The following is a 16228-nucleotide window of genomic DNA, read 5'->3' on the forward strand; positions in this document are numbered from 1 at the left end:
AGCCTGCGATTATAGCTTTAATTCAGAGGCCCGGATAGCCATTGTCCGGCACCACAAGTTGCTTGGGTGGGGAAACCCAACGCGCAGGAAGCAGCAAAGTGACCAAAATCATCACCAAAAAGCCCGCAGGCACCCCGAAAACGCCTGCAGACAAGGGTTGAATGCCAAACCACAAGCCCCCAATGGGGTCAAGACCCCAAAAGTGCCGAAACCCCGGGGCATTGATCACCATGTAATAAAGGGTCACACCCAAACCCGCCAACATGCCCGCCACCACAGCGGGGCGGTGGACCCGCTTCCAAACCATGCCCAAAACCATGCCAGGGAAAAAAGCGGCAGCGGCCAATGAGAACGACGCAGAGACCAAGGACAAAATCTCGGCGGGCTTGAAAGCAGCGACCACTGCGGCCACCATGGCCACCGCCAACAAGGCAAACTTAGACAAAATGACACGCCCCTCGGGTGATTTGGGTTTGCGCGCTCGTCCTGGCCCGATGTCATGCACCAGCGCATTGCTGATGGTCAACAACAAGCCATCGGCCGTCGACAAGGCGGCCGCCAGCCCCCCAGCAGCGACCAGACCCGACACCACAAAAGGCATGCCGCCCAATTCAGGCGTGGCCAGCATGATCATGTCGGCCCCCAACTTCAACTCACCCAATTGCAAAATCCGGTCGCCATTGACATCGGAGAACTCCAGCAAGGCCGAGTCCAGACGCGCCCACTGAAACATCCAACTGGGCAAATCTTCAAAACTGCTGCCGACCAGGTTATTCAGGACCTCAAACTTCACCAAAACAGCCAAAGCAGGCACGCTCAAGTACAGCAAACCAATGAAAAACAAGGACCAAGCCACCGAACTGCGGGCCTCGGCCACCGATGGCAAGGTATAAAACCGCGTCAACAAATGCGGCAACCCCGCCGTACCGACCATGAGACAAAACACCAAGGCCAGAAAATTGAGCCGGGACGTCTCAAACAGCTTGACCTCCGAGGGGTTGCCATCGGGATTGCCTGCAAATGCCTGCGAGTGCATAGGCATCCCCCCCAAGGGTCTGGCCCGGTCAAAGTTGTCGTGCATGGCGCGGGTCCATTGCTCACGAGCGGTCACAGCATCACGGGGCACCGCCAAAAGCTCACGCCGGGCTTGCGCAATCGATGCGTAGTCGGCCGATTGCGCTTTGAGCAGACGGATTTTCTCTTCCAGCTCCTGACGCAACTCGACCATCGAGCGCTCGACATGCGCTAATCGATTCTGGAACATTTGGGCACGTCGGGCGTATTCCTCACGCACTTCGATTTCGCCGGGATCGTTGATCAGTTTCTTTTCGATGGCCTCAATGCGGGACAGCTGTTGTCCGTAAACCAAGGGGGCCAGAGGCGTTCCCAGTTGTTTGTAGGCCAACCAGGACACGGGAATCATGAACGCCAGCAACAACATGATGTATTGAGCCACTTGGGTCCAGGTGATGGCCCGCATGCCCCCCAGAAAAGAGCACAACAGGACACCGCCCAAACCAAGCAAAATGCCGATCTCGAACTGGACCCCAGTCAAGCGCGAAGCGATCAGGCCAATGCCGTAAATTTGGGCCACCACATAGGTGAAAGAACACAAAACCGATGCCAAAGCGGCAATGATGCGTGGCCACCGACCGCCATAGCGCTGGTCAAAGTAATCCGGGAGGGTGTACAGCTTCATGGCCCGCAGATGGGGGGCGATCAACAAGCCGACCAGGCAAAAACCGCCCGTCCAGCCCATGACATAAGCCAACCCCCCGGGCTGCTGACCGCTGCCAGAAAAACCCTGCAAATAGAGTGCGCCCGCCAAACTGATGAACGAAGCCGCGCTCATCCAGTCTGCTGCCGTGGCCATGCCGTTGTACATGGCCGGAATACGCCGCCCTGCCACGTAGTACTCTTCCTCGTCGGTCGTGCGCCCAGAAATGCCGATCAAGGCGTAAATCATCACCGTGCTGAACAAGAAGATGGGGCCAATCAAATTGCGGGACAGGCCCCATCGTTCAGCCCACGCCATGGCGCCCAGCAGCGTGAGCAGGATGGCAATGTAAATCAAGACATTGCGATGCAAACGCCAATGGTAAGCCGCAGTTTGACGGTCTGCCATCGGTTGAGTCATCGCAAAGCCTTGGGTTGACGAATCAACGGCCCAGATTCGTCCAGGTCTCGATCACCGTGTCCGGGTTGAGCGAGATGGAGCTGATGCCCTGGTCCATCAACCAATGGGCAAAGTCGGGGTGGTCACTGGGGCCTTGGCCGCAAATGCCGATGTATTTGCCCTGCGACAAACACGCCTTGATGGCCTGCGAAATCAGGGCGGTCACGGCAGGGTCACGCTCATCAAAATCCACGGCCAACAATTCCATGCCGGAATCACGATCCAGACCCAAAGTCAATTGGGTCAAATCGTTGGAACCGATCGAGAAGCCATCAAAAAACTCGAGGAACTGCTCTGCCAGGATGGCATTGCTGGGCACTTCGCACATCATGATGACTTTGAGATCGTTTTCGCCACGGCGCAAACCCTGGCTGGCCAGCAGCTTGGTGACCTTTTCGGCCTGACCCAAGGTGCGGACAAACGGCACCATGACCTGCACGTTGGTCAAGCCCATCTCACCACGCACGCGTTTGAGCGCCTCGCATTCCATGGCAAAGGCCTCGCCAAAATCTTCGCTGATGTAACGCGCAGCACCCCGGAAACCGAGCATCGGGTTTTCTTCTTCCGGCTCGTAACGGCTGCCGCCAATCAGTTTGCGGTATTCGTTGCTCTTGAAGTCAGACAAACGCACGATGACTGGCTTGGGCCAAAAGGCTGCGGCGATGCTGGCCACACCCTCGGCGACTTTGTCGACATAAAAGGCGCGGGGCGAGGCATGGCCACGGGCCACCGATTCCACGGCTTTTTTCAAGTCGGCATCGATCGCGGGATAGTCCAGGATGGCCTTGGGGTGAACACCGATGTTGTTGTTGATGATGAACTCCAGACGCGCCAAGCCCACGCCCGCATTGGGCAACTGGGCAAAGTCAAACGCCAACTGGGGGTTGCCCACGTTCATCATGATTTTGGTTTTGATCTCGGGCAACACGCCGCGCTGGATTTCGCTGATTTCGGTTTCCAGCAAGCCATCGTAGATGTGCCCAGTATCGCCCTCAGCACAGCTGACGGTGACCAGTGTGCCTTCGGTCAGTTGCTCGGTGGCATTGCCACAACCCACCACGGCCGGGATGCCCAACTCGCGGGCAATGATGGCGGCGTGGCAAGTGCGCCCACCCCGGTTGGTGACAATGGCGCTGGCCCTCTTCATCACCGGCTCCCAGTTCGGGTCGGTCATGTCGGTCACCAGCACATCGCCGGGCTGGACCTTGTCCATCTCGCTGATGTTGTGCACCAAACGGACGGGGCCCGTGCCGATCTTCTGACCAATCGCCCTGCCCTCGGCGAGGATGGTGCTTTTGCCTTTGAGCTTGTAACGCAACTCGGGCGTGCCTTTGGCCTGGCTTTTCACGGTTTCCGGGCGGGCTTGCAGGATGTACAGCAAGCCATCCGTGCCGTCTTTGCCCCACTCGATGTCCATCGGACGGCCGTAATGCTGTTCGATCACCACGGCGTATCGGGCCAATTGCTCGACTTCGTCGTCTGTCAGGCTGTAGCGGTTGCGCAACTCAGCAGGCACATCGGTAGTTTTGACCAGTTTGCCCGATGCCGCTTTTTCTTCCGGGGTGGCAAAGACCATTTCGATCAGCTTGGAGCCCAGATTGCGTCGAATGACACAACGGTTACCCGCTGCCAGCATGGGTTTGTGCACATAGAACTCATCCGGGTTCACTGCGCCCTGCACCACCGTCTCGCCCAAGCCGTAGCTGGAGGTGATGAACACCACATCTTCAAAGCCCGACTCGGTGTCGATGGTGAACATGACACCTGCAGCCCCCAAATCGGAACGCACCATGCGCTGCACACCCGCCGACAAAGCCACGTCGGCGTGGGCAAAACCCTTGTGCACGCGGTAACTGATGGCCCGGTCGTTGTACAGCGATGCAAAGACTTCCTTCATCTTGTGCAGCACGTCCTCAATGCCGACCACGTTCAAAAAGGTCTCTTGTTGACCCGCAAAAGAGGCGTCAGGCAAATCTTCGGCAGTGGCCGACGAACGCACGGCAAAGGAGGCGTCAGGATTGCTGCCTTGCAAGCGAACAAACGCTTCGCGAATGGCCTGCTCCAGATCAGCAGGAAATGGCTGGGCTTCGACCATGGCACGTATTTCGGCCCCCGCAGCCGCCAGCGCACGGACATCCTCTGTGTCCAGCACGTCCAAGCGGGCGTTGATGCGCTCGGTCAAGCCACCAAAAGCCAGAAACTGCCGAAACGCATGGGCCGTGGTGGCAAAGCCCGTGGGCACCCGCACGCCAGAGGGCAATTGGGAAATCATCTCCCCCAAGCTGGCATTTTTGCCACCCACCGACTCGACGTCGGTCATGCGCAATTGCTCAAAGGGAACGACCAAGGCGGTCTCACTGAAAAGATCAGACATACAAAGCTCCAAAGTTAAAACCGGGTTCCATGGGGCAGGACAGGTTTTTGTTGTTCTTGGAATTCAACCGCCATGCGGGCTGCCATGGATAATCAAATCATTTTAGGGGGCTTGGTGCCGCCTTCATTTGAATTTTTTGCATCCATGTCCAAACGCACTGTTTTTTTCGTCTCTGACGGCACCGGCATCACAGCCGAGACTTTTGGCAACGCCATCCTGGCCCAGTTCGACATGAAAACCCGGCATGTGCGCCTGCCCTTCACCGACACCATCGACAAGGCACACCAAGCGGTCCGGCAGATCAACCACACCGCCGAGACCGAGGGCAACAAACCGATTGTGTTCACCACCTTGGTGAACATGGACGTGCTCAAAGTGTTGCAAGAGCACTGCCAGGGCATGCTGCTGGACATGTTTGGCACCTTCGTCAACCCACTGGAAAATGAGCTGGGCATCAAGTCGCACCACCGGGTTGGGCGCTTTTCGGATGTCAGCAAAAGCAAGGAATACCACGACCGGATCGAGGCCATCAACTTCTCGCTGGCCCATGACGATGGCCAGTCCAACCGGGATCTGGAATCGGCCGATGTGATTTTGGTGGGCGTGAGCCGCAGCGGCAAAACCCCGACCAGCTTGTATCTGGCCATGCAACACGGCCTGAAGGCAGCGAACTACCCCCTGATTCCTGAAGACTTTGACCGCAAACAGTTGCCTCCGGCCTTGGTGCCGCACCGCAAAAAAATCTTCGGCTTGAGCATTCACCCGGACCGTCTGGCCGAAATCCGGGCAGAACGCAGACCCAACTCGCGCTACGCCAGCATTGAAAACTGCCGCATGGAGGTCTCGGAAGCCGAAGCCATGATGCGCCGCTCGGGCATCCGCTGGCTATCGACCACAACCAAGTCGATTGAAGAGATCGCCACCACCATCCTGCAGGAAATCAAGCCTGAGCGGCTGATTTACTGAGCGGCTTACCCGCCCGGTGCTTGGGGCGGCACCTGAGGTGGGAGATCAAGACAGGGTTGCGGCAATCCGCTCGGCGCATTGGCGCGCTTGCACCGCATCGCGCGCCTCCACCATGACGCGCACCAAGGGCTCGGTGCCACTGGCCCGGATCAACACCCGGCCCGAATCCCCCAGCTCGGACTCTGCAGCCCGAGTGGCATCCCACAAAGGCTGATGGCCTTGCCAATCAAAGCCCGGTGCCAGGCGCACATTGATCAGGGTTTGCGGGAACAGCGTGATGCCCTCCAGCAACTGGGCCATGGTCTGTCCGCTGCCCACACAGGCTTGCAGCACTTGCAAAGCACTGACCAAGCCATCGCCTGTGGTGTGCTTGTCCAAGGCCAACAAATGGCCGGAGCCCTCGCCACCCAGCAACCAGCCTTTGTCGTGCAAGACCTCCAGCACATAACGGTCACCCACTTTGGCGCGCACAAATTGCACGCCGCGCTGCTTGAGCGCCACCTCAACCGCCAAATTGGTCATCAAGGTACCAACAGCCCCTGGCACGGCTTCGTCACGGGCCAAGCGGTCTGCAACCATGAGGTACAGCAACTCGTCACCGTTGAACAATCGGCCTGTGGCATCCACAAATTGCAAACGGTCCGCATCCCCATCGAGCGCAATGCCGTAATCGGCACCTTGGTCCTTGACGGCTTGCACCAAAGCCTCCGGGTGCGTGGCCCCCACGCCTTTGTTGATGTTGAGGCCATCGGGGGAGCAACCGATCGCGATCACCTCGGCACCCAACTCATGGAAAACCTTGGGCGCAATTTGATAGGCCGCGCCATGGGCTGCGTCGACCACAATCTTCAAGCCTTTGAGGGTCAGATCGTTGGAAAAAGTGCTTTTGCAAAACTCGATATAGCGACCCGCTGCATCGTCCAGGCGCCGGGTTTTGCCCAAAGCGGCAGAGTCCACCCAGACCGGGTCTTCCAACAAGGTCGCCTCGACCGTTTCTTCCCAAGCGTCAGAGAGCTTCTTGCCTTGGGCACTGAAGAACTTGATGCCGTTGTCCGCAAACGGGTTGTGGCTCGCACTGATCACCACACCCAGCGAGGCTCGCTGCGCACGGGTCAGGTAAGCCACGGCAGGCGTGGGCACAGGCCCCAGCAACACCACATCAACCCCGGCCGAGTTGAAGCCGGACTCCAGCGCACTTTCCAGCATGTAGCCAGAAATACGGGTGTCCTTCCCAATCAGAACCACGGGGTGTGCCTCTTGCGCCTTCAAAACACGGCCCACGGCGTGTGCCAAACGCAAAATGAAATCAGGGGTTATGGGGCTTTGGCCCACGGTACCTCGAATGCCGTCTGTGCCGAAATATTGACGCGCCATGCTCACCATCCTTGTTTTTTTAATAAGTCAAAGAATTTTAACGGCCACGCTGGCCGCGAATCCTGACAAAAAGGAGACTTGGCGTTTTAGCGCCCATCCGCATGCAGCTGCATGGCCTGCCAGACTTTGAGCGCGTCCACCGTTGGCTTCACGTCGTGCACGCGAACCACGCAAGCCCCCCGCTCCACCGCCAGCAAAGCCGCTGCGATGCTGGCCGCTTGTCGTTCAGCGGGCTCCGGGATTTGTCCGTTTTCAACCAACGCCGCACCCAACGACGACTTGCGCGACCACCCTGCCAGAACGGGATAACCCAAACGCAACAAATCAGCCTGCTTGGCCAGCAGCTGAAAGTTCTGTGCAACGGTTTTGCCAAAACCGATGCCGGGATCGAGCATCAGTCTGGACGCGGCAATGCCCTGCACAGTGAGTGACTTGGCGCGCTCCTCCAGAAAAGTGGCCACCTCGGTCAGCACATGCCCGGTCATGGTTTGCATTTGCATGGTTTGAGGGTCGCGGTGCATGTGCATCAAACACACACCACAAGTGGGATGCGCTGAAACCACACGCTCAGCCCCAGGCTGGCGCAAAGCCCAAATGTCATTGACGATGTCAACACCCAGATCCAGCACCGCCTGCATCACTTCAGGCTTGTAAGTGTCTACCGAGATCGGCACTTGCCAACGAACCGCTTCCCGCAAAAACGGAACAAGACGTGCCAATTCTTCCGACAAAGGCACAGGGGCTGCGCCAGGCCGCGTTGACTCACCGCCCACATCCAGAATGCCAGCACCGTCACGCAGCAATTGCTCGGCATGCCGCAAGGCTTGTGACACATCGCCATGTTGCCCGCCGTCAGAAAAGGAGTCGGGTGTCACGTTCACAATCCCCATGACCCAAGGGCGGGAAAGGTCCAATTCAAAACGTGTGGTCTGCCAACGCGGCACTGTCTTCAATTCAGCAGGGTCGATTTCCATAAGGGTCACTCCATGAAAAACGGGGCCCAAAGGCCCCGCTCTTGTTGCACCGATCTTGAAAAATCAAGCGGCCGTGGTCGCAGGCTCTGGCTGAACCGCAGGGGTGCCTCCGCCGGTGCCACCACCGGAGGGCGGCGTGCGAGGGGTCCAGTCTTTCGGTGGCATCGGATCGCGCCCAGCCATGATGTCGTCGATCTGGTCCTTGTCGATGGTTTCCCACTCCAGCAGGGCCTTGGCCATGGCATGCATCTGGGCACTGTGCTCTTCGATCAGGCGACGGGCCAGGTTGTACTGCTCGTCGATGATGCGGCGCACCTCCATGTCCACTTTTTGCATGGTGGACTCGCTCATGTTGGTGGTCTTGGTGACCGAGCGCCCCAAGAACACTTCGCCTTCGTTTTCGGCATAGACCATGGGGCCCAAGGCATCGGTCATGCCATAACGCATCACCATATCGCGGGCAATGGATGTGGCGCGCTCAAAGTCGTTGCTGGCACCGGTGGTCATCTGGTGCATGAACACCTCTTCGGCGATGCGGCCACCAAACAGCATGCTGATCTGGTTCAGCATGAACTCCTTGTCGTAGCTGTAGCGGTCTTGTTCGGGCAGGCTCATCGTCACACCCAGGGCACGGCCACGGGGAATGATGGTGACCTTGTGCACCGGATCGCACTTGGGCAACAACTTGCCAATCAAGGCATGGCCTGCTTCGTGGTAAGCCGTGTTGCGGCGCTCTTCTTCGGGCATGACCATGCTCTTGCGCTCAGGGCCCATCAGGATTTTGTCCTTGGCCTTTTCAAAGTCCACCATCTCGACCACACGGGCGTTGCGACGCGCCGCCATCAAAGCGGCTTCGTTGCACAGGTTGGCCAAGTCAGCGCCACTCATGCCTGGCGTGCCACGGGCGATCACCCCGGCATTGACGTCCTGGCCAATCGGCACCTTGCGCATGTGCACGTTCAGGATTTGTTCACGGCCACGGATGTCGGGCAAGGTGACATACACCTGCCGGTCAAAGCGACCCGGGCGCAGCAAAGCGGCATCGAGGATGTCGGGGCGGTTGGTGGCAGCCACCACGATCACGCCCAAGTTGGTTTCAAAACCGTCCATCTCCACCAGCATCTGGTTCAGGGTCTGCTCGCGCTCGTCGTTACCACCGCCCAAACCGGCACCACGCTGGCGACCGACGGCATCGATTTCATCAATGAAGATGATGCAGGGCGCGTTCTTTTTGGCGTTTTCGAACATGTCACGGACACGGGCAGCACCCACACCCACGAACATTTCGACGAAATCAGAGCCGGAGATGCTGAAAAACGGCACCTTGGCTTCGCCTGCGATGCCTTTGGCCAGCAAGGTCTTGCCAGTTCCTGGAGGGCCAACCAGCAGCAAACCACGGGGAATGCGGCCACCCAGCTTCTGGAACTTTTGCGGGTCTTTCAGGAAGTCCACGACTTCCTTGACTTCTTCTTTGGCTTCATCGCAACCAGCCACATCGGCAAACGTGACCTGGTTGTTGTTTTCGTCCAGCATGCGGGCTTTGGACTTGCCAAAGCTGAAGGCGCCGCCTTTGCCGCCGCCTTGCATCTGGCGCATGAAATACACCCAGACACCGATCAACAGCAGCATCGGGCCCCAGCTGACCAGCAAAGTCATGAGCAAGGAGCCTTCTTCGCGGGGTTTGACATCAAATTTGACGCCCGCATTGATCAGGTCCCCGACCAAACCACGGTCCAGATAGGTCGCGGTGGTTTTGATACGGCGGTCGTCGTTGGTGACTGCCAGAATCTCGGTGCCGCCAGGGCTCTCGGAAATCGTGGCGCTCTTGATGCGGTTACCGCGAACCTCTTCCAGAAAATCTGAATAGCCAATGGCGTTCGCACCTGCGACACCACGGTTGTCAAATTGCTTGAACAAGGTGAACAGCACCATGGCAATCACCATCCAAACGGCAATTTTGGAAAACCAAGGGTTATTCAAGAGAGGCTCCAATCGAAAAAAATGACTGTGGTGATTCTAGGCCTGCAGAAGGCCCTCATGGCTGACGGGAGGGGTTTTGGCCCTCGAAAAGGCAGGAATTACGACATCAATCGCCTTGAATCAGCCCCATACCCACCAAAAAAGTCTCCGAGGACTTGTCCCGTGAAGCCTTGGGCTTGATCGGCTTGACCACCTTGAAGGTCTCCTTGAACATTTTCACGATCTGGCTGTAGCCACTGCCATGGAACACTTTGACGACCAAGGCCCCTTCGGGTTTCATGTGGTTTTGGGCAAACTCGACCGCCAACTCAATCAAATGCAGGATGCGGGCGGCATCTGACGACTCGATGCCCGACAAATTGGGGGCCATGTCAGACACCACCACATCCGCCTGACGCCACTGCAATGCGGTCTCCAGCAAAGCGGCGACCTCGTTTTCGCGAAAATCGCCCTGAATGAAGTGAACCCCTTCCACGGGGGCCATCGGCAAAAGGTCCAGCGCAATGATCGTTCCATTGAGCGCCCCCACTGCCGCGCCATCGGGCGACAGCCGCCTGCGCAAGTACTGGCTCCAGGCACCTGGGGCCGAGCCCAGATCCACCACCAAGTTGCCAGGACGGATCAAACCGAGGGTTTCGTCGATTTCCTTCAATTTATAGGCAGCCCGCGCCCGGTAACCCTCTCTCAGGGCCAATTTCACGTAGGTGTCATTCACGTGGTCGTTCAACCACGCTTTGTTGACCTTTTTACTTTTGGTTTTGACTTTCATTCTTCTGCGTCCTTGCGGGGATAATACGGGGATGCCCCAAATACAACTTACACCTTCCGAGCGCAAAGTCTTTCGCGCCGATGCCCATCACCTTGATCCGGTCGTCATGATCGGGGGCGATGGCCTGACCCCTGCTGTCGTCAAGGAAACCGAAGCGGCCCTGAATGCGCATGGCCTGATCAAAATCCGGGTTCTGGGCGACGATCGTGCTGCGCGAGAAGCCATGTTTGCCCAACTCGCCGACCAGCTCAACGCTGCGCCCATCCAGCACATCGGCAAATTGCTGATCCTCTGGCGCCCACAACCCGAAAAGATCAAGGAAGTTGACGAGGACCGTAAAGCCGGTCCACGCGATTTCAAAATTCTCAAATACAGCTCACGCGGCGGTCAACGACCCGAAGTCAAAACCGTTCGCGTTTTGGGCAACCAACGTCTGGCGGCTGGAGGCCAAATCAAACGGGCCAAGCCCAAGCAAAAGTCGGTCAAAAAAGGCCGCCACGACTGACGCACACCTTGCCTGACACCAGCAGGCGACACGAAAAAGGCCGTTTCACAACGGCCTTTTTCATTGATCAGATGTATGAAACACCCACGATTTCATAACGACGCACACCACCTGGTGCCTGCACTTCCGCCACATCGCCCTCTTCTTTGCCAATCAAGGCACGGGCAATCGGGCTGCTGATGTTGATCAAGCCCAATTTCAAATCGGCCTCGTCCTCACCCACAATTTGGTACGTCACGGCTTCACCAGAGCTCTCGTCTTCGAGCTCCACGGTGGTGCCAAACACGACACGCCCACCCGCATCCACCGATGCCGGATCGATGATTTGTGCCGCTGAGAGCTTGCCTTCGATTTCCTGAATCCGGCCTTCGATGAAGCCTTGACGGTCTTTGGCCGCATCGTATTCGGCATTCTCGCTCAGATCACCTTGCGCGCGCGCTTCGGCAATGGCTTGAATCACGCCAGGGCGGTCGACTGTCTTGAGGCGGTGCAACTCGTCTTTGAGTTTTTCAGCACCGCGTTTTGTGATCGGGATGGTTGACATGTTCAGTTCTCCAAAAGCAAACCGCCGAGTGTTGAGACTCGGCGGTCATTGATTGCATTATGCCTTGCACCCAGGTGCCAGGCACAGGGCTTGGGCTGCGACTTCAGGCCGCCAGTTGCGCGTGCATTTCCTGAACGGAAATCACATCCAGCTGGTCCATGTACTTCATGCCCTCCACGGCCGCTTCCGCACCGGCAATGGTGGTGAAGGTCGTGACGCGGTTGAGCAAGGCCGAGGTGCGGATGTGACGCGAGTCAGCGATCGCATTGCGACGCTCTTCAACCGTGTTGATCACCAGCACAACTTCGTTGTTCTTGATCATGTCCACAATGTGAGGGCGACCTTCGGTCACTTTGTTCACCGTGGCACAGGCCACGCCTGCGGCGTTGATCGCTGCAGCAGTACCCTTGGTCGCGATCAATTCGAACCCTTGTGCCACGAGTTGGCGCGCCACCTCGATAGCACGGGGTTTGTCGTTGTTTTTCACCGAGATGAACACCTTGCCAGAAGGCGTGCCGTCGGTCTTCGTCGGACGTGGCAACTTGGTGCCTGCCCCCAATTGGCTCTTCACAAAGGCTTCGCCAAAGGTCTTGCCCACGCCCATGACTTCACCGGTGGACTTCATCTCTGGGCCCAGAATCGTATCGACGCCCGGGAACTTCACGAACGGGAACACCGCTTCTTTCACGCTGAAATAAGGTGGCGTGACTTCTTTCGTGATGCCTTGCGAGGCCAAGGTTTGACCGGCCATGCAGCGCGCAGCCACTTTGGCCAACTGGATGCCCGTGGCTTTGGAGACATAAGGCACGGTGCGTGAAGCGCGGGGGTTCACTTCCAGCACATAGATGACATCTTTGCCATCGACATGCTGGATGGCGAACTGCACGTTCATCAAGCCCACCACATGCAAAGCACCGGCCATGGCGGCCGATTGGCGCTTGAGTTCGTCCACCGTGGCAAACGACAGGGAGTAAGGCGGCAGCGAGCAAGCCGAGTCACCGCTGTGCACGCCCGCTTGTTCAATGTGTTCCATCACGCCGCCGATGAAGGTCTTGCCTTCAGGGTCGCGCAAGCAGTCCACATCGCACTCGATGGCGTCGTTCAAGAAACGGTCGAGCAACACGGGCGAGTCGTGCGACACCTTGACCGCTTCGCGCATGTAGCGCTCCAGGTCGCGTTGCTCGTGCACGATTTCCATGGCGCGGCCACCCAGCACATAGCTGGGGCGCACCACCAAGGGGTAACCCAAGGCTGCAGCTTTTTCCAAAGCTTCTGGTTCGGTGCGGGCTGTGGCATTGGGTGGCTGACGCAGACCCAGGTCTTGCAGCAGCTTCTGGAAACGCTCGCGGTCTTCGGCCGCATCGATCATGTCGGGGCTGGTGCCGATGATGGGCACGCCAGCGGCTTCCAAGTCGAGCGCCAATTTCAAAGGCGTTTGGCCACCGTATTGCACGATCACGCCGGTGGGCTTTTCCTTGTCCACGATTTCGAGCACGTCTTCCAAGGTGACGGGTTCGAAGTACAAGCGGTCCGAAGTGTCGTAGTCGGTCGACACGGTTTCGGGGTTGCAGTTGACCATGATGGTTTCATAGCCATCTTCGCGCATGGCGAGTGCCGCGTGCACGCAGCAGTAGTCAAACTCGATGCCCTGACCAATGCGGTTCGGGCCACCACCGAGGACCATGATCTTCTTGTTGGTCGTAGGTTCGGCTTCGCACTCGGCGTCTCCCACGCCGAAGGTGTTGCCATTTCCTTCGTAGCACGAGTACATGTAAGCGGTGTCGGTCGAAAACTCGGCCGCACAGGTGTCCACGCGCTTGTAGACGGGGCGGATGTTCAATTCGTGACGACGGGCGCGCACCACATGCTCAGTGATCTTCAGCAATTTAGCCAAACGGCGATCCGAGAAGCCTTTCTTCTTGAGCGCACGCAACTCTTCGGCCGTGATGGCTTCGAGTGTGGTGGTTTCCAACTCAAGTTCGATCTTCACGATTTCTTCAATCTGCACCAAGAACCAAGGGTCGATTTTGGTCAAGGCAAACACCTCGTCCACACTTAGGCCCATGGCGAAAGCATCGCCCACATACCAGATGCGCTCGGGCCCGGGCTCGCCCAGCTCTTTTTCCAGCACTTCACGGTCCTGGGTTTTCTCGTTCATGCCGTCCACGCCGACTTCCAGGCCGCGCAGGGCTTTCTGGAAAGACTCCTGGAAGGTGCGGCCCATGGCCATGACCTCGCCCACCGATTTCATCTGGGTGGTCAGGCGGCTGTCGGCAGTCGGGAATTTTTCGAAGGCAAAGCGCGGGATCTTGGTGACCACGTAGTCGATCGAAGGCTCAAAAGACGCGGGGGTGGCACCGCCCGTGATCTCGTTACGCAACTCGTCGAGCGTATAACCCACCGCCAATTTGGCAGCGACTTTGGCAATCGGAAAACCCGTGGCTTTGGACGCCAGTGCCGATGAACGCGATACGCGGGGGTTCATCTCGATGACGACCATGCGGCCATCTTTGGGGTTGATCGAGAACTGCACGTTGGAGCCGCCGGTGTCCACACCGATCTCACGCAACACAGCCAAAGAGGCGTTGCGCAAGATTTGGTATTCCTTGTCGGTCAGCGTCTGGGCTGGTGCCACGGTGATCGAGTCACCGGTGTGCACGCCCATGGGATCCAAGTTTTCGATCGAGCAAATGATGATGCAGTTGTCCGCCTTGTCGCGCACCACTTCCATCTCGTACTCTTTCCAGCCGAGCAAGGACTCTTCAATCAGCAACTCGGTGGTGGGCGAAGCCTCCAGACCGCGTTTGCAGATGACTTCGAATTCTTCGGGGTTGTAGGCAATGCCGCCGCCCGTGCCGCCCAGCGTGAAGCTGGGGCGAATGACCGTGGGGAAGCCCAAAGTCTTTTGCACGTCCCAAGCTTCTTCCATGCTGTGGGCAATGCCCGAGCGCGCTGAGCCCAGACCAATTTTGGTCATGGCGTCTTTGAACTTCAGGCGGTCTTCGGCTTTGTCGATGGCCTCTGGCGTGGCGCCGATCAACTCAACCTTGTACTTTTCGAGCACGCCGTTGTGCCACAGGTCCAAAGCGCAGTTGAGCGCAGTCTGGCCGCCCATGGTGGGCAAGATGGCATCAGGGCGCTCTTTGGCAATGATCTTCTCGACGGTTTGCCAGGTGATAGGTTCGATGTAAGTCACATCGGCCGTGGCCGGATCGGTCATGATCGTCGCAGGGTTGCTGTTGATCAGAATGACCTTGTAACCCTCTTCACGCAAGGCTTTGCAAGCCTGCACGCCGGAGTAGTCGAACTCGCAAGCCTGACCAATGATGATCGGGCCGGCGCCAATGATGAGGATGCTTTTGAGGTCGGTGCGCTTTGGCATGTTATTTCGCCTCCATCAGTTTGATGAAGCGGTCAAAGAGGTAAGCAATATCGTGCGGGCCGGGTGAAGCTTCGGGGTGACCCTGGAAGCAGAACGCCGGCTTGTCGGTGCGGGCCAGGCCCTGCAAGGTGCCGTCAAACAAGGACACGTGCGTGGCACGCAAGTTGGCGGGCAAGGACTTTTCGTCCACGGCAAAACCGTGGTTTTGGCTGGTGATGGACACGCGCCCCGTGTCGAGGTCTTTCACAGGGTGGTTCGCGCCGTGGTGGCCAAACTTCATCTTGAAGGTTTTGGCGCCGCTGGCCAAGGCCATGATCTGGTGACCCAGGCAAATGCCAAATGTCGGAATGCCGGTTTCGATCAACTCGGCCGCAGCAGCAATCGCGTAGTCGCAAGGCTGTGGGTCGCCAGGGCCATTGGACAAGAAGATGCCATCGGGCTTGTGCTTTAGCACTTCGGCCGCAGATGTTTTGGCGGGAACCACGGTCACCTTGCAACCGCGCTCGGCCAACATGCGCAAGATGTTCTTCTTGACGCCGTAGTCGTATGCCACCACATGGAACTTGGGGGAAGTCTGGGTGCCGTAACCTTCGCCAAGCTTCCACTCCGTTTGTGTCCAGTCGTAAGACTGGGTCACAGTGACTTTTTGCGCCAGATCCAGGCCGGCCATGTTGGGAGCGGCCTTCGCTGCGGCAATCGCCTGGTCAATGAGCAATTGGGTAACCGTCTGGCCTTTGGCCAAGCCGACAATGGCGCCGTTTTGGGCACCTTTGGTGCGCAAGATGCGGGTCAACTGGCGGGTGTCGATGTTGGCAATGGCCACGGTGCCAGCGTCAACAAGATAGGACGAAAGAGTTTGGCTAGAGCGGAAGTTGCTCGCGATCAAGGGCAGGTCTTTGATGATCAAGCCTGCAGCATGGACTTTGTCAGCTTCGATGTCTTCCACGCTGACGCCGTAGTTGCCAATGTGCGGGTACGTCAAAGTGACGATCTGCTGGCAATAGCTGGGGTCGGTGAGGATTTCCTGGTAGCCGGTGAGCGAGGTGTTGAACACCACTTCGCCGACTGTGGAGCCGGTGGCTCCGATCGAGTTGCCGATAAAGACCGTGCCGTCTGCGAGCGCCAAGATGGCGGGCGGGAAGGTTCCCTGAAGAGACAAAAGCACTGGGTTCTCCGGAATAGTT

Annotated in this window: 11 protein-coding genes; 2 read left to right on the top strand and 9 right to left on the bottom strand. The window is 58.0% G+C overall.

The annotated features are described in order from the left end of the window. Window positions 1–22: 22 nt before the first annotated feature. Complete coding sequence (locus ACZ5VE_RS08275) at window positions 23–2125, bottom strand: VC_2705 family sodium/solute symporter (protein ID WP_464454720.1); 2103 nt, start codon at window positions 2123–2125, stop codon at window positions 23–25. A 34-nt stretch (window positions 2126–2159) separates the two neighbouring features. Further along, window positions 2160–4550, bottom strand: coding sequence for a phosphoenolpyruvate synthase (gene ppsA, locus ACZ5VE_RS08280; RefSeq protein WP_464454721.1), 2391 nt, complete (start codon window positions 4548–4550; stop codon window positions 2160–2162). Between the two features lie 144 nt (window positions 4551–4694). Between ppsA and ppsR the strand changes: the two genes are divergently transcribed. Further along, complete coding sequence (gene ppsR, locus ACZ5VE_RS08285; RefSeq protein ID WP_464454722.1) at window positions 4695–5516, top strand: posphoenolpyruvate synthetase regulatory kinase/phosphorylase PpsR; 822 nt, start codon at window positions 4695–4697, stop codon at window positions 5514–5516. Between the two features lie 45 nt (window positions 5517–5561). On the opposite strand, the gene glmM is transcribed toward ppsR, so the two are convergent. From glmM to ACZ5VE_RS08305, 4 genes are all read right to left on the bottom strand, one after another. Further along, window positions 5562–6890, bottom strand: a complete 1329-nt coding sequence (gene glmM, locus ACZ5VE_RS08290) for a phosphoglucosamine mutase (protein WP_464454723.1) — start codon at window positions 6888–6890, stop codon at window positions 5562–5564. 86 nt (window positions 6891–6976) lie between these two features. After that, window positions 6977–7864: a dihydropteroate synthase gene (gene folP, locus ACZ5VE_RS08295; RefSeq protein ID WP_464454724.1), complete on the bottom strand. Its 888-nt coding sequence runs from the start codon at window positions 7862–7864 to the stop codon at window positions 6977–6979. 63 nt (window positions 7865–7927) lie between these two features. Then, window positions 7928–9844: an ATP-dependent zinc metalloprotease FtsH gene (ftsH, locus tag ACZ5VE_RS08300; protein WP_464454725.1), complete on the bottom strand. Its 1917-nt coding sequence runs from the start codon at window positions 9842–9844 to the stop codon at window positions 7928–7930. Window positions 9845–9950: 106 nt separating this feature from the next. Beyond that, complete coding sequence (locus ACZ5VE_RS08305; RefSeq protein ID WP_464454726.1) at window positions 9951–10613, bottom strand: RlmE family RNA methyltransferase; 663 nt, start codon at window positions 10611–10613, stop codon at window positions 9951–9953. 31 nt (window positions 10614–10644) lie between these two features. Here ACZ5VE_RS08305 and ACZ5VE_RS08310 point away from each other — a divergent pair, with 31 nt between their 5' ends. Further along, window positions 10645–11118 (top strand): YhbY family RNA-binding protein, encoded by a 474-nt coding sequence (locus tag ACZ5VE_RS08310; protein ID WP_019428741.1) that lies wholly within the window; start codon window positions 10645–10647, stop codon window positions 11116–11118. 67 nt (window positions 11119–11185) lie between these two features. Here the strand turns inward: ACZ5VE_RS08310 and greA are convergent, their stop codons facing one another. The 3 genes from greA to carA form a co-directional block, all read right to left on the bottom strand. After that, window positions 11186–11662: a transcription elongation factor GreA gene (gene greA / locus ACZ5VE_RS08315; RefSeq protein WP_108287158.1), complete on the bottom strand. Its 477-nt coding sequence runs from the start codon at window positions 11660–11662 to the stop codon at window positions 11186–11188. A 103-nt stretch (window positions 11663–11765) separates the two neighbouring features. Then, window positions 11766–15044 (bottom strand): carbamoyl-phosphate synthase large subunit, encoded by a 3279-nt coding sequence (gene carB / locus ACZ5VE_RS08320; RefSeq protein ID WP_464454727.1) that lies wholly within the window; start codon window positions 15042–15044, stop codon window positions 11766–11768. 1 nt (window position 15045) lies between these two features. Then, the gene (gene carA / locus ACZ5VE_RS08325; protein WP_464454728.1) at window positions 15046–16209 is read right to left on the bottom strand and encodes a glutamine-hydrolyzing carbamoyl-phosphate synthase small subunit; all 1164 of its coding nucleotides are present in this window, start codon (window positions 16207–16209) and stop codon (window positions 15046–15048) included. Window positions 16210–16228 lie beyond the last annotated feature (19 nt).

Source organism: Limnohabitans sp. INBF003, from assembly GCF_055396645.1.

Excerpts from the sequence above, each read along its gene's own strand:
- ACZ5VE_RS08275 (WP_464454720.1), bottom strand. The coding sequence starts at position 2,125 with ATGGCAGACCGTCAAACTGCGGCTTACCATTGGCGTTTGCATCGCAAT.
- ppsA (WP_464454721.1), bottom strand. The coding sequence starts at position 4,550 with ATGTCTGATCTTTTCAGTGAGACCGCCTTGGTCGTTCCCTTTGAGCAA.
- ppsR (WP_464454722.1), top strand. The coding sequence starts at position 4,695 with ATGTCCAAACGCACTGTTTTTTTCGTCTCTGACGGCACCGGCATCACA.
- glmM (WP_464454723.1), bottom strand. The coding sequence starts at position 6,890 with ATGGCGCGTCAATATTTCGGCACAGACGGCATTCGAGGTACCGTGGGC.
- folP (WP_464454724.1), bottom strand. The coding sequence starts at position 7,864 with ATGGAAATCGACCCTGCTGAATTGAAGACAGTGCCGCGTTGGCAGACC.
- ACZ5VE_RS08305 (WP_464454726.1), bottom strand. The coding sequence starts at position 10,613 with ATGAAAGTCAAAACCAAAAGTAAAAAGGTCAACAAAGCGTGGTTGAAC.
- ACZ5VE_RS08310 (WP_019428741.1), top strand. The coding sequence starts at position 10,645 with ATGCCCCAAATACAACTTACACCTTCCGAGCGCAAAGTCTTTCGCGCC.
- greA (WP_108287158.1), bottom strand. The coding sequence starts at position 11,662 with ATGTCAACCATCCCGATCACAAAACGCGGTGCTGAAAAACTCAAAGAC.
- carB (WP_464454727.1), bottom strand. The coding sequence starts at position 15,044 with ATGCCAAAGCGCACCGACCTCAAAAGCATCCTCATCATTGGCGCCGGC.